This is a genomic window from Cedecea neteri, assembly GCF_000758305.1.
Lineage (GTDB): Bacteria > Pseudomonadota > Gammaproteobacteria > Enterobacterales > Enterobacteriaceae > Cedecea > Cedecea neteri_C.
Genome location: NZ_CP009458.1, coordinates 3,772,859 through 3,787,531, shown reverse-complemented (window position 1 = coordinate 3,787,531; position 14,673 = coordinate 3,772,859). Strand labels below are relative to the sequence as shown.

Sequence of the window (14,673 nt, the reverse complement as noted above, 5' to 3'; positions counted from 1 at the left end):
ATCAGGACGCTTATGAACCGACTCAAAAACGAATTTAACGCCCTGGTGAACCGGGGCGTCGATCGTCATTTACGCCTCGCGGTAACCGGGCTTAGCCGCAGCGGTAAAACTGCGTTTATCACCGCGATGGTCAACCAATTGCTGGGCATTCACACCGGCGCACGCCTGCCAATGCTTAGCGCCGCGCGTGAAGAGCGTTTGCTCGGCGTTAAGCGCGTGCCGCAGCGCGATCTGGGCATTCAGCGTTTTACCTATGATGAGGGTATGGCGCAGCTTTTCGGCACGCCACCGGCCTGGCCGACGCCGACCCGTGGCGTAAGCGAAATGCGCCTTGCGTTACGCTACCGCTCCAACGACTCGCTGCTGCGTCACTTCAAAGACACGTCCACGCTTTACCTGGAGATTGTTGATTATCCCGGTGAATGGCTGCTTGACCTGCCCATGCTGGCGCAGGATTACCTGAGCTGGTCGCGGCAGATGACTGGCCTGCTGCAGGGCCAGCGCGCCGAGTGGTCGGCCGAATGGCGTCGCCTTTGCGAGGGGTTAGATCCTCTCGCGCCCGCAGACGAAAACCGCCTGGCGGCGATTGCCGAAGCCTGGACCGATTACCTGATGCGCTGCAAAAATGAAGGGCTGCACTTTATTCAGCCGGGGCGCTTTGTCCTGCCCGGAGATATGGCAGGCGCGCCCGCGCTGCAGTTCTTCCCGTGGCCAGATGTGGACGCTTTTGGTGAGTCGAAGCTGGCCCAGGCGGATAAGGGCAGCAACATCGGCATGCTGCGCGCGCGATTTGATTATTACTGTGAAAAGGTGGTGAAGGGGTTCTACAAGAATCACTTCCTGCGCTTCGACCGGCAGATAGTGCTGGTGGATTGCCTGCAGCCGCTCAACAGCGGGCCTCAGGCGTTCAACGATATGCGGCTGGCGTTAACCCAGCTAATGCAAAGCTTCCACTATGGGCAGCGCACGCTGTTCCGCCGTCTGTTTTCCCCGGTGATCGATAAGCTGCTTTTTGCCGCCACTAAAGCCGACCATGTCACGGTAGACCAGCACGCCAACATGGTTTCTCTGCTGCAACAGCTCGTGCAGGATGCCTGGCAAAACGCGGCCTTCGAAGGTATCAGCATGGACTGCATGGGGCTGGCTTCCGTACAGGCAACGCAAAGCGGCATTGTGGATGTGCAGGGGGAGCAAATCCCGGCGCTGCGCGGTAATCGCCTGAGCGATGGTGCGCCGCTGACGGTGTATCCAGGGGAAGTGCCTTCGCGCCTGCCCGGCAACGCTTTCTGGCAAAACCAGGGCTTTCAGTTCGAACAGTTTCGGCCGCAGGTGATGGACGTTGACCGTCCGCTGCCGCACATCAGGCTGGACGCGGCGCTGGAATTCTTAATTGGAGATAAATTGCGATGAGCGATCCTATTAAACCGCGCATCGATTTTGCGCAGCCGCTGGAGGCGGAAAAAGAGCAGGATTGGAAAGCGGCACACGCGTTCAGTGAACCGGAAGCGCAAAAGTTTACCCCGGTCACCACCAGCGTTGAAACGCTTGCCGACGAAGAGGGGCAGGCCGAGGCCGTTATTGAGGCCGCTTTAAGGCCGAAACGCAGCCTGTGGCGCAAAATGGTGACAGCCGGGCTGGCGCTGTTTGGCGTCAGCGTCGTAGCGCAGGGCGTACAGTGGACCCACAACGCTTTTGTCACTCAGGACTGGATCGCGCTTGGCGGCGGCGTTGCCGGGGGGCTTATCGTCGCGGCTGGCGTCGGCTCGATTGCCAGCGAATGGCGGCGGTTGTGGCGTTTGCGCCAGCGTGCCGAAGAGCGTGACGAGGCGAGAGAACTGCTCGCCAGTCACGGCACGGGCAGAGGGCGGGCATTCTGCGAAAAACTGGCCAGCCAGGCCGGGCTGGATAAAGGTCATCCTGCGCTGCAGCGCTGGTATGCTTCGATCCATGAAACCCACAACGACCGGGAAGTCGTGGCGCTTTATGCTCAGCTTGTTCAGCCGGTGCTGGACGCGCAGGCCCGGCGTGAAATTAGCCGCTCTGCCGCAGAATCCACGCTGATGATCGCCGTCAGCCCGCTGGCGCTGGTGGATATGGCTTTTATTGCCTGGCGCAACCTGCGCCTGATTAACCGCATTGCCACGCTGTACGGTATCGAACTGGGCTATTTCAGCCGTATTCGCCTGTTCCGCCTGGTGCTGCTGAATATCGCTTTCGCCGGGGCGAGCGAACTGGTGCGTGAAGTTGGTATGGACTGGATGTCGCAGGATATTGCCGCCAGACTTTCGGCTCGCGCCGCGCAGGGGATTGGGGCCGGGTTGTTGACTGCCCGTCTGGGTATTAAGGCGATGGAACTCTGTCGTCCGCTGCCGTGGCTGGAGGATGACAAGCCCCGGCTGGGCGATTTCCGCAAACAGCTTCTGGTTCAGCTGAAAGAGACGCTGGCCTCCGGGAAAAACAAACCGGCCAGCTGAATTTGTATCATTGACCCTAAGGGCGGCTTCGGCTGCCCTTTGTTATTTACAGCTCACGTATAAATTTCGTGCTTGTTGACCAGTGGTTTGTCTTTTAGTGTCAACATTTCATGACAGGCATCTTCTTGCCAACGGCTAACTGCGTTATTATCCCAGCAACTCTATGAGGACCTTCAGCCCGGCTGGAGGTCGTATAGGCCGTTTTCCGTAACATAAGGTCACCTGCATGCGTCTGGAAGTCTTTTGTCAGGACCGCCTTGGTCTCACTCGTGAACTGCTCGATCTGTTAGTGCTGCGCGGTATTGATTTGCGCGGTATCGAAATTGACCCGATCGGGCGTATTTACCTTAATTTTTCCTCTCTTGATTTTGAATCTTTCAGCAGCCTGATGGCGGAAATTCGCCGCATCCCTGACGTTACCGACGTGCGTAAAGTGCCGTGGATGCCTTCTGAGCGAGAACACCGTGCCCTGAGCGCACTGCTTGAGGCGCTGCCGGAGCCAGTGTTGTCGCTGGATATGCGCAGTAAAGTTGAGCTGGCTAACCCGGCTAGCTGCGCGCTGTTTGGGCAGAGCGAAGATCGCCTGCGTAACCATAATGCGGGCACGTTGATCAGCGGGTTTAACTTTACCCGCTGGCTGGAAAGCGAGCCGCACGATTCCCATACCGAACATGTTGTGATCCACGGGCAAAATTTCCTGCTGGAGATCACGCCGGTTCATCTGGATGGCGAAGATAATCAGCCGCTGCTGGTGGGCGCGGTTGTGATGCTGCGTTCTACCGTGCGCATGGGGCGCCAGCTGCAGAACCTCTCCAGCAGTGATTTCAGCGCCTTTGACCAGATTGTCGCCGTCAGCCAGAAAATGCGTCATGTGGTTGAGCAAGCCCGCAAACTGTCGCTGCTGAATGCTCCGCTGCTGATTGTGGGCGATACCGGTACGGGCAAAGATCTTCTGGCCAATGCCTGTCACCTGAGCAGCCAGCGAGCACAGAAACCTTATCTGGCGCTGAACTGCGGCTCTATTCCTGACGATGTGATCGAAAGCGAACTGTTTGGTCACGCGGCCGGGGCTTATGCCAACGCTGTCGAAGGTAAAAAAGGCTTCTTTGAGCAGGCCAACGGCGGGTCGGTGCTGTTGGACGAAATCGGTGAAATGTCGCCGCGTATGCAGACTAAACTGCTGCGCTTCCTGAACGACGGCACTTTCCGTCGCGTAGGCGAAGAACACGAAGTACATGTTGATGTCCGCGTGATTTGCGCGACGCAAAAAAATTTGGTGGAGCTGGTGCAGAAAGGCGAGTTCCGCGAGGATCTCTATTATCGCCTCAACGTCCTGACCCTGAACCTGCCGCCGCTGCGCGATCGCCCGCAGGACATCATGCCGCTGACGGAACTGTTTGTGGCGCGCTTTGCCGACGAGCAGGGCGTACCGCGGCCTAAGCTGTCTCACGATTTAAGCAGCGTGCTGACCCGCTACGGCTGGCCGGGCAACGTGCGTCAGCTGAAAAACGCCATTTACCGTGCTTTAACCCAGTTGGAAGGCTACGAGCTGCGTCCGCAGGACATCCTGCTGCCGGACTTCGATTCGGCCAGCCTGGCCGTGGGGGAAGAGGCAATGGAAGGCTCGCTGGACGATATCACCAGCCGCTTTGAGCGTTCCGTGTTAACACAGCTGTACCGCAGTTATCCAAGTACGCGTAAGCTGGCTAAACGGCTGGGCGTTTCCCATACCGCGATCGCCAACAAGCTGCGCGAGTACGGACTAAGCCAGAAGAAGGGCGAAGAGTAAACATAAAAAAAACCGGGAGACCGGTATTCGTAGCCCCATGCTATAAGCGATGTTTCACTATATATCATGGGGTCACTTCATTTATGGGTATAACCAGTTGAAGTAAATGCCATGCACATGTCGCCACTAAGCAAGTTACGCAACATCACATCATTTAAGTTATTGGGAGCCAGGTGAGCATATTGCTGGGGAATTCGTCAGTTTCAGTTTTTGGGTGGCGCGCCGGTATCCGTCTGGCGTGAGCTACGCCGGTTCCGCAATCAGGAACAGGCCGACAAGATAAACCCGCTTTTTGCCTAGTTGCACCGCGCTGCGGATGCTGGAGACTGGCAGGAATACACCCCATTGCAGGGCGGGACATTCGTTGCCCGTCGCGATTTACCGTTGCGCATCTGGTACCAACGGAAGCTACATGGTAAGCATTTGCGCATTGACGGCTATCTTATCTCAGCAACCGGCACAGGTGAGCTGAGGAAGCGGGAAGATACCGGTTTCGACAGACGAACCTCTAATTTGTGGCAGCATATGAAACTAAGGAATAATATTGATAGCATGAAATTCAGGAGCGATCCCATGGGTAGTTATGCTGAGATGTTGAAAAAGGCTGACCCGGCTGCTTGGAAAAATTTATTTGATAACAGGAAGCAAGAGGTAAGTATGGTTGACGAGGAAAGGAAATAGCAGAAATTAATAGGCTTCATATATAAAAAATTAAGAGATGCCGAAAGTGTGAACTATAGGTGTAAACAAAACCTATTGGTTTAGTTTACCTTTTCATGGGATGTTATTGGATAATGCTGGAGATGTTATGAAGCGTGTTGAGAAAAGGCGAGATTTTTTGTGGTTAAATGAAAATGTTATTTTAACATTCGTTTTATATTTAATGATCATAATTGCAGGGATTTTTGGTGTTTTTTACTCGGATTCTTTTGGACCCTTATTTAAATACTTACTGATAACACCTTCTTATTTAAATAGTACTTCTCTCAATTGGACGACTGGCGTTTGGGTGGGCGTTTTAGGGATACATGGTACTATCGCTGCATTGTCGATCACATTTATGGGCATGTTTGTCAGTCAAGTTTCAAGTTATTCAGAGCCGGGATTTGAAGATATATGCAAGTCATTGCTGCTAAGAAAGAGCCATTTTCTAATTTTTAGTCTGAACTCAGTTTTTAGTTTATTAAGTGGCATTGTTCTTGTAGCTTTTGGTGGAGGTATGATCGCTTATGTTATTTCAATTATTGTTTCTTTGTGTTTCATTTTTAGTTATGGATTGATGTATCTTAAACTATATAATGTCACAGAAAATCCGGCAATTATAAATGACTATTTGTTTATGGAGCTAAATTCTGCAGGGGAAAATCATTATTCCTTCATTGTTAATAGCCAAGGGTTGATTAGGCGTTTTAATGAGTGCTGTGAAGGTTTAAGTCATATTGATTATGGTTGGAACTCAAATTTTTTATTAAGAGAGCAGCGTACGCTAAATGTTTTTAATGAAAGCGAGCAGCTTGTATTAAGCGGGTTCTGTCCTCTGTGTCTTAGGCTTATAAATGATGAAATTAAAAATGGTACTGATGGTGGTGATGTTAAGTTGCTGTTGAACTTGAGTTTTAATCTAAGTGTTTCCTATTCTTCATTCAATATTGATTTTGAAAATGGCTCAGTTGTCAAAGATGAATTGATTTATAAAATTGAAAAGATGCTCGGCTCGGCATTTTTAACAAAAGATACTACACCAGATGAAATTGTTATTTACCGGAATTATGAACAGGCAGTAATAAAAAACATAAGAACTAGCTTGTTAAAAGGAAGTGAGTGGGGGATTGATTTTGGTGTAAAAGCTTTATTTGCACTCACTGATAAAAATGATTTTCTGAGAACCATAAGTGGCTTGGATCATTCATTTAGTTATACTAATAAAAAAAATAGTGTCGATTATTCTATTTTTGCGGCATTCTGTGAAAAGGTCGCATTCGAAGCGATAATAAGAAATGATGTTAAAAAAACCAGTCAGGCAATGAAGTGTATTATTGATATTGGACGATTTCTTTATACCAATGATTATTTTCATGAGTTCTACATTTTAATTTGTAGGTCGCTTCATGAAAAAATAAGGTATGGTTTTGTAGATGGTGATTCTAGCTTTTTTGATTTATATGTATACACAGTGTGTCAAAACTTACTGTATAAAAACTACATGTCTTTTGGATTTAATACAGAATTCTTAACGAAGGAGTTTCGTTATCTTCAGGATCCCGATGATAGAGAGTCATTAAGTGCTATAGAAATTAAAATGGTCCAATGTGTAAAAGATGTTGTTACATTAATTTTGATTCGCTTGGACTATCTACGCGACAAGAGTTTAGAGGATGACAATGAGCTTGTAATACTTTTTGAATATTTGAGGTCTTGGGTTAATGCGGAATTTTTTAATGAGCTGTATTATAAGGAGGGTACGTATGATACACTTTTTGTCATTCCAAAAAAAACAGATTTTGATTCTGGAAGAACTTTAAGAGAGATACCAGATTATCAAGCATCAGTAGCATCTGCAAGTGATGACACCTATAAATCCATTGTCTCAATAATAACTCAGTCTTCGTTTAACAAAAATAATCTCAACCCAATATTTATTCGTGACAAAAAAGATTTTTTAGAAGTAACTGGGCTTACAACATTTCAATTACAGGCGATTTCTTCATATTTAAGAGGTGAGGAATTCACCGGGTTTCTCAAGGTGATAAATCATGGGGATGCTGATGATTCCAATAGAGAGGCTGTCGCTGAATACCTTGATGGTATAATTCTTGAAAAGAATAATATTGTTGCTAAATTTATTACCAGCTCAGATTTAGATGATGAATTGGTTGGGAAGTATATAAATGAAGTATCAGTATCTTTAAAAAGACGTTTAGATAAAATATTGGATACTGAAAGCCTGGGATTATCTAATCTTGTATCGGGTAGCACATTTAATTCATTTATTAATAAAAGGGAGGTGATGAAGCCTATTGATGGCGTTCACTACTCAATGAATGGGGGGTATTATGCTGAGCGTGATGTTTTTAATTGGATTAAGAGTGTATTGGATAAAGTAAAATTAAAGAAAAAAAATATCATTGAAATAGAAACACTCAAAGAGTTGCCAACTGAAAAAATTGTTACCATTCATAATAAGTTAAAGGGAGAGCCTGGTGTTTATCGTTATTCAAAGGGGGTGAAAATGAATGATGAGAAAGGATTTCTTGGTCTTGAAAGCCCCGGACTTTACTATATGGATTTTGATAATGAGTTCAAATTTTCTAGGGGACATTCTTTGTACGATGTGTTAATTGAGAAAATTTCAGATGATAATGTGGGGTTGGTAAGTGAAAATGGTTTTTGGGGAACCGAAAACCCATTCTTATATGCTCACCTAGTAGTGGCTATTAATTTGGACTTAATCGAAGAAGAGTGTTACACCTTTTATTTTTTATCGGTCGATAATTGTAAGAAACTAACGGCATTACACGACCATAATGCACGTTTAACTCCTGATAAGGAAACGATTCTAAACGACTCTAAAAACATATCGTGATTTGGATAATCAAATTTTTTGTAAATATGTAATTTTAATGCAAGCTTTAGCCCCGGTTTGCACAATTTTTTTGATGGTGATTTTGTCAGGCTAGCCCAGACGCGGCGCTGCCTGCCGCAAGATGTAAGATTGCACAAAAAGATGGGGGTTTTGTGTGCGGGCGAGGCGGGGGATTCACCGCGCGCTGAGGGGGCCAGGAGGGTATGTCTGCCGGTGCCCTTTTTCGCGCCTGTGCGGCCCTGTTTTGATGTGCTTCGTTCGAGGTCATGCTGGAGGGTGAAAAGAGAGAGCCCCTACCTGCGGGACTCTGAGGGGGCTAATATCGCGTCTTGCCTTCGGCCGGTCGCGCCCACACCTAGGCGGGGTGATGCGTCAATGTTTTTGAATGTTCAGGCTGCTTCCGAGGGGGCGGTTAGGGCGTAAGGGTTGAAGCGGATCACTTCGATGCCCAACCAGTCATTTAGCTCTTTCAAACTTTCCTGTATCGGTGTCAGCTCGTTGATAGAGAAGACCCGGGCGGCCTTCTCGACGTCACCAAACCCCCCGGCGTTACCCGGCATGACGCCCATCAACTGAGGCGGGACGCGGTGCGCCGCGAGCATGTCATCCCGCGTCGCATCCTTGATGCCGGTAAATTCATCCTTTGCCGCTATCTGACTGAATGGCATAATTTGCAAGCCGTCTTTCTTCCTGCCCGCGGCATACACAAACAGGTTTTTAAATGCCCCGCAGCCGCGCGTATCTTTAAATGATTTCTTAAGACTTTCAACGCCTTTGTTGTTAGTGATCGGGTCTGTCAGATAGACAATTACCCCGGGGTGAGTGCCGTTGATGTAGTAGTTACGGCGGCAGATGGTAGCCTGGTTGTTGAGCATAGCGCTTTGAAGCAAGGTCGTGTATTCGGGCGCACCATAGATCTCTTGGTGAATGCTGGTTTTTTATCTGGCAGATACTGCCGGGCTTAAACGCGTAGTCCGCATCACGCCGGGTGATAAACCAGTATTGATCTTTGCTCAAAAATAAAAACGCCTTGGATGAAATCATTCAGGGCGCTAATGATGGATGCTAAGTGGATGAAGTAAAAATAATTATTTATTTTTCAATGAAATGAAGAAAAGAAAACCCCGGCATGCCGGGGTTTTCTTTTCATACAGACCTGAGGCTTAAGCCTTCAGCACTTCCAGTGCCGCAGCGTAATCCGGCTCGGTGGTGATTTCATTCACCAGCTCGCTGAAGATCACTTCATCGTTTTCATTGATAACCACTACCGCACGTGCGGTCAGGCCTTTCAGCGCGCCTTCGGCAATGCTGACGCCGTAAGTCTGCTGGAACTCAGGGTTACGCAGGGTGGACAGGGTGACAACGTTGTTCAGGCCTTCAGCGCCGCAGAAACGGGACTGAGCGAACGGCAGGTCGGCAGAAATACACAGCACAACGGTGTTATCCAGCTCGGTAGCCAGCTGGTTGAATTTGCGCACGGACGCGGCACACACGCCGGTGTCGATGCTTGGGAAAACATTCAGCACTTTACGTTTGCCGGCAAACTGGCTCAGCGCAACGTCAGAAAGATCTTTCGCGACCAGAGAGAAGGCGGCGGCTTTGCTGCCCGTCTGTGGGATCTGACCTGCAACCTTGACCGGGTTGCCCTGGAAATGAACGGTTTGTGACATGTTTAATCTTCCTTTTACATAAAATTAACGCCGGGAACAGTGTATTCCAGGAAATCCGTGATGAACATAAAAAACTGAAAGTACATGCAAAAGCGTGGGCTCGCTATACTCAGGCGATAACCCCAAGGGAGACTGAGAATGAGAACAGTGAAAGTTTACCAGGAAGCCTGGCCGCTCCATACACCATTTGTGATATCGCGTGGAACCCGCAGCGAGGCGGTTGTTGTGGTGGTGGAAATTGAAGAAGACGGCATAAAAGGCGTCGGTGAATGCACGCCATACCCGCGCTATGGCGAAAGCGATGCTTCGGTGCTGGCCCAAATCACCACGGTACTTTCACAGCTTGAGCGCGGTATGACGCGTGCTGAATTACAGCAGGCTCTTCCGGCTGGGGCGGCTCGGAACGCCATTGACAGCGCACTTTGGGACCTGGAAGCCCGCCAGAAACACACCACGATATCAGCCCTGAATGCGGTCGAATTGCCAGAAATGGTGACCACGGCGCAAACCGTGACGATCGCCGCCCCTGAACAAATGGCTGCCTCAGCGGCGTTGCTTTGGCAGAAGGGGGCGCGTTTGCTCAAGGTAAAACTGGACGATCGCCTTATCACCGAACGAATGGTGGCCATCCGGGCGGCGGTGCCGGAAGCCATTTTGATTGTGGATGCCAACGAGTCCTGGCGCAGCGATGGCCTGGCCGCCCGCTGCCAGCTGCTGGCCGATCTCAACGTGGCGATGCTGGAACAGCCGCTACCGGCGGGGGATGATGATGCGCTGGCGAATTTTATTCACCCGCTGCCGATTTGCGCCGACGAAAGCTGCCACACCCGCAGCAGCCTGCCGGCGCTTGTCGGACGCTACGACATGGTGAACGTTAAGCTCGATAAAACCGGGGGGTTAACAGAGGCATTATTGCTGGCTCAGGCCGCGCGGGAACAGGGTTTTGATGTCATGCTTGGCTGTATGCTCTGCACATCCCGCGCCATTGCCGCCGCTTTACCGCTGGCGGCTAAGGTGCGCTTTGCCGACCTCGATGGCCCCACCTGGCTTGCCGTTGATGTGGAGCCATCGCTGCATTTTGAAACGGGCAAACTGTATCCCTAATAATTACCTGTGCCAGTGCAAAAGGTCAGTCATCGCCCGCAGATAGCGCTCGCTGGCCTCATCGGCTGATATCGGCGGGAACTCAGCCGTAATGCACGGCAGACCTAAATCGGCACACCAGCTGCCGAATGACCCCGGCGTTTCGTAGCCAACGCTGGTCACCAGCGGCAGCGCAAAGGCTTCCGCCAGCCAGTGCCCCAGTGCGGAGCTGTGCGGATCTTCAATACAGCCCAGCGGATCGTGAAAAGAGACTACCCAGGCGGGCTGCAACTGATGAATAAGCTGGCACAACGCGGTGGTTTCCGGCTCGGAACCCGGCGTTTGCCCGGTAGAAAGCACCACGTCACGCTTGTCCGCGCTGCTGTTCCAGCGGTAGACGGTATCGCCAGCTTTCCAGTTGGCCGCCGGGAAGTTGCGGTTCAGGTCGACGCCGTGCGCGTTGGCGCGCAGGCCAAGCTGGCAGCCGTCCGGGTTCACCGCCAGCACGACATGGTGCCGCCTGAACTGCGGCTCAAGCGTTCTCAAGGCGCATGATAGCGCCACCATCGCGGCGTTTTCATCCCCGTGAGTACCGGCAATGATAAGCCCACCGCGTTCTTCTGTTTGAGTCGCGGGGAAATAGAGCAGCGGCGCACCTAATACCGATTTGCCGTAGCGTTCACAGCCCGGCGGCAGATGGCCGCGCTGGGGGCGAGGGCGGGTCGTGGGCATGATATTCCTCTCACTGAATAAAGCGGCTATTAACGTCATTAATAGCAATGTTTTGGGTAAAACTCACCTTAATCCGCAGATGTGAGCTTTTTCCTGGAATCAAAAGAATAAATTACGCTACAGTAACTTACACAAATCTCCTGAATGCAAAAACACGGAAGGAAAGCGATGAAAAAAAGCCTCAGTTTTAGCTGTTGTGCGTTGGCCGTGGCCGCCATGCTGCAAAGCGCCTGGGCGGCGGATGTTCCTGCGGGAACGAAGCTGGCGAGCAGTCAGGAGTTAGTCAGACATATTAAAGATGAACCCGCGAGCCTGGATCCTATCAAAGCGGTTGGTCTGCCGGAAATTCAGGTTATTCGCGATTTATTTGAAGGCCTGGTTAACCAAAACGAAAAGGGCGAGCTGGTGCCGGGTGTTGCCACCAAATGGCAAAGCAACGATAACCGCATCTGGACGTTTACGCTCCGCGACAACGCCCGTTGGTCCGATGGAACGCCTGTTACCGCCCAGGATTTTGTTTACAGCTGGCAGCGCCTGGTTGACCCTAAAAATACCTCTTCGTTTGCCTGGTTTGCCGCGCTGGCGGGTATCACCAACGCCCAGGCAATTATCGACGGGAAATTGCCCGCAGACCAGCTAGGCGTTACCGCCGTGGATGCTAAAACGCTGCGTGTACAGCTCGATAAACCCGTGCCATTTTTCCCTGGCCTGGCAGCAAACTTTGCCTTCTACCCCACGCCTAAAGCGGTCGTCGAAAAATTAGGTAATGAGTGGACGAAACCCGGCAATCTTGTGGGCAACGGCGCATTTACGCTGCAGGACCGCGTGGTGAACGAGAAGCTGGTTGTGGTGCCGAATAAAAACTACTGGGACAACGGGAAAACGGTGCTGACCAAAGTGACCTTTATCCCTATCAACCAGGAGTCTGCGGCAACCAAGCGTTACCTGGCGGGTGATATCGACATCACCGAGTCTTTCCCGAAAAACCTCTACCAGAAACTGCTGAAAGACATTCCAGGGCAGGTTTATACGCCGCCGCAGCTTGGCACTTATTACTACGCGTTTAACACGCAAAAAGGGCCGACGGCAGATGCTCGCGTTCGCCTCGCCCTGAGTATGACCATCGACCGCCGTCTGATGGCCGAGAAAGTATTGGGCACGGGAGAGAAACCGGCCTGGCGCTTTACGCCTGACGTTACCGCGGGCTTTAAGCCGGACCGCTCTCTGTTTGAAGACATGAGCCAGCAGGAGCTGAACGCCCAGGCGAAAATGCTGCTGCGTGCCGCCGGCTATGGCGATGCCAAACCGCTGAAATTGACGCTGTTGTACAACACTTCCGAAAACCACCAGAAGATTGCGATTGCCGTTGCGTCAATGTGGAAGAAAAATCTGGGCGTTGACGTGAAGCTGCAAAATCAGGAGTGGAAAACCTACATCGACAGCCGCAACACCGGCAATTTCGACGTCATTCGTGCGTCATGGGTAGGGGATTACAATGAACCTTCTACTTTCCTGTCGCTGCTAACTTCCACTCACAGCGGCAATATTTCACGCTTCAATTCCCCGGAATACGACAAGCTGCTGTCTCAGGCAGCGCAGGAAACCACCGACAAAGCGCGGAATGCGGATTACAATGCCGCCGAAAAAATCATTCAGGAAAAAGCGCCCATCGCGCCAATCTACCAGTACACCAACGGCCGCCTGATCAAACCGTGGCTGAAGGGCTACCCGATCAACAACCCGGAAGACGTGGCCTACAGCCGCACGATGTATATTATCAAACACTAAGCGCGGCTAAAATTTAGTCAGAAAAAGTGTTATTATAGTCACCTCAGGCATAGCGATTGCGGAGGTGACGAGATGGCATCAGGTTGGGCCAATGACGGCGCCGTTCAGGAGCAAATCGACAGTACCGTGGACGACGCCGTGGCCAGAGCGCGCAGCGAGCTACCGAAGGGCGAAAGCCTTGAGTACTGTGAAGAATGCGGCGAACGCATTCCGGAAGCACGGCGCAAAGCGATTCAGGGCGTGCGGTTGTGTATTAGCTGCCAACAGGCGGAAGATGCGCACCGGGCCACGTTCTCAGGCTATAACCGACGTGGCTCGAAAGACAGCCAGTTACGTTAGTAAGAACCGGGCCATTGCCCGGTTTTTTTTATCCCTCGACAGGCTCATCGACTCGGGCACTGTTTTCCACGCCGTAGCGGTGCCAGCGGTTTCGCCCCTGAGCTTTAGCCGAATACAGCGCGGCATCTGCCTCTGCAATCAACCGGGATGTGCTGATTTCTTTTGACCAGCCGGCTATTCCCAGACTCACCGTTACCGCTGGATTCACGGGCGAAGCGCTGTGTTCAAGCGCGGCCTGGGCCAGGTTACGCTGGATGCGTTGCGCAACCAACACGGCCTCTTCGCTGCTGGCGCCCGGCAGCAGAATAATAAACTCTTCGCCACCGAAACGAGCCACGAGATCCCGGTGGTGGCGGACAGATGCCTCCAGAATCTGTGCGACGCGAATCAGGCATTCGTCGCCGGCCAGATGACCATAGCGGTCGTTGTAATTTTTAAAATGATCCACGTCTACCATGATAAGCGACAGCGAAGTATTCATCTGCTGGCCGCGCTGCACGCTTTTATCCAGCAACAACTGAAAGCTGCGGCGGTTAGCGATGCCGGTCAGAGGATCTCTGTTTGCCAGCGATTTTAACTGATGAATCAGCGCGTTGTTTTCCAGCTCCCGCTGCATGGCCAGCCGGCACCAGCCGTGCAAAATACGCCGGCCCGATTCAAAAACAGCGGCGACAAGCAGGAAAATAAGGCTAAGAAATATAACGTCATCTGCCGGGTAGAAAAAATTCCCGGCAAACGCCACCAGCCAGATCGGAATCACGAAGGCATAGAGCGCCCGTGTGTCGGAATAGAGCGAAATCAGCGCGGAAAAAATCAGCAGCGAGGTAAAAGGAAACACAGTTCTGACATCATGCTCCGACAGCAAAATAAAAAAGCCCAATGCCCAGCAGGGACTGAGCAGCGCTATCACGCGGTGAGTAAAGACTCGCAGCGGCTCGCTTTGCTTATTGTCGACCATGTTGACAATAAAAAGCGTGGCCGCGCAAAGCATAGATATCACTATCATGGTGCCGTCGAGCAGATGCTGAAAACGAACGGTTACTGCAGATTCACGCAGCGGCGTGAAGATATCTCGCCCGAATATAAACGCAGAGAACAGCAGGTTGAGCCAGAGAAACCAACAGGTGCTAATGGTGACGGAACGCTGGCGCATCATGGCCAGGCGTAATTCCAGATCCGAGGTGGGCTTACGTCGCTCTGATAACATGCTGATCC

General features: G+C 51.2%; 10 protein-coding genes and 1 pseudogene. 7 read left to right on the top strand and 4 right to left on the bottom strand.

Going from position 1 to position 14,673, the window contains the following annotated elements; genetic code table 11:
* Positions 1 to 12: 12 nt before the first annotated feature.
* The 4 genes from LH23_RS17650 (at position 13) to LH23_RS24180 (ending at position 7,846) form a co-directional block, all read left to right on the top strand.
* Positions 13 to 1,410, top strand: coding sequence for a YcjX family protein (locus LH23_RS17650; RefSeq protein WP_039293994.1), 1,398 nt, complete (start codon positions 13 to 15; stop codon positions 1,408 to 1,410).
* The gene (locus LH23_RS17645) at positions 1,407 to 2,474 is read left to right on the top strand and encodes a YcjF family protein (protein ID WP_039293992.1); all 1,068 of its coding nucleotides are present in this window, start codon (positions 1,407 to 1,409) and stop codon (positions 2,472 to 2,474) included. The genes LH23_RS17650 and LH23_RS17645 overlap by 4 nt, the downstream gene beginning before the upstream one ends.
* A gap of 226 nt (positions 2,475 to 2,700) precedes the next feature.
* The gene (gene tyrR / locus LH23_RS17640; protein WP_039293991.1) at positions 2,701 to 4,263 is read left to right on the top strand and encodes a transcriptional regulator TyrR; all 1,563 of its coding nucleotides are present in this window, start codon (positions 2,701 to 2,703) and stop codon (positions 4,261 to 4,263) included.
* Positions 4,264 to 5,071: 808 nt separating this feature from the next.
* Positions 5,072 to 7,846 carry a hypothetical protein gene (locus tag LH23_RS24180; protein WP_197062492.1) on the top strand — a complete coding sequence of 925 codons (2,775 nt, stop codon included), beginning with the start codon at positions 5,072 to 5,074 and terminating at the stop codon, positions 7,844 to 7,846.
* Positions 7,847 to 8,235: 389 nt separating this feature from the next.
* Here the strand turns inward: LH23_RS24180 and LH23_RS17625 are convergent.
* Positions 8,236 to 8,863, bottom strand: a pseudogene (locus LH23_RS17625) (phage portal protein); the annotation flags it as partial.
* Between the two features lie 146 nt (positions 8,864 to 9,009).
* Complete coding sequence (tpx, locus tag LH23_RS17620) at positions 9,010 to 9,516, bottom strand: thiol peroxidase (RefSeq protein ID WP_039293984.1); 507 nt, start codon at positions 9,514 to 9,516, stop codon at positions 9,010 to 9,012.
* A 138-nt stretch (positions 9,517 to 9,654) separates the two neighbouring features.
* Between tpx and ycjG the strand changes: the two genes are divergently transcribed.
* Positions 9,655 to 10,620 (top strand): L-Ala-D/L-Glu epimerase, encoded by a 966-nt coding sequence (ycjG, locus tag LH23_RS17615; protein WP_039293981.1) that lies wholly within the window; start codon positions 9,655 to 9,657, stop codon positions 10,618 to 10,620.
* 3 nt (positions 10,621 to 10,623) lie between these two features.
* On the opposite strand, the gene mpaA is transcribed toward ycjG, so the two are convergent.
* Positions 10,624 to 11,331, bottom strand: coding sequence for a murein tripeptide amidase MpaA (gene mpaA, locus LH23_RS17610; RefSeq protein ID WP_039293975.1), 708 nt, complete (start codon positions 11,329 to 11,331; stop codon positions 10,624 to 10,626).
* Positions 11,332 to 11,499: 168 nt separating this feature from the next.
* On the opposite strand from mpaA, the gene LH23_RS17605 reads away from it, so the two are divergent.
* Positions 11,500 to 13,119 carry a peptide ABC transporter substrate-binding protein gene (locus LH23_RS17605; protein WP_039293972.1) on the top strand — a complete coding sequence of 540 codons (1,620 nt, stop codon included), beginning with the start codon at positions 11,500 to 11,502 and terminating at the stop codon, positions 13,117 to 13,119.
* Positions 13,120 to 13,191: 72 nt separating this feature from the next.
* Positions 13,192 to 13,458 (top strand): DksA/TraR family C4-type zinc finger protein, encoded by a 267-nt coding sequence (locus tag LH23_RS17600; protein WP_039293969.1) that lies wholly within the window; start codon positions 13,192 to 13,194, stop codon positions 13,456 to 13,458.
* Between the two features lie 28 nt (positions 13,459 to 13,486).
* Here the strand turns inward: LH23_RS17600 and LH23_RS17595 are convergent, their stop codons facing one another.
* On the bottom strand, positions 13,487 to 14,665 hold the full coding sequence (locus tag LH23_RS17595; protein ID WP_052050326.1) for a diguanylate cyclase: 1,179 nt from the start codon (positions 14,663 to 14,665) through the stop codon (positions 13,487 to 13,489).
* Positions 14,666 to 14,673 lie beyond the last annotated feature (8 nt).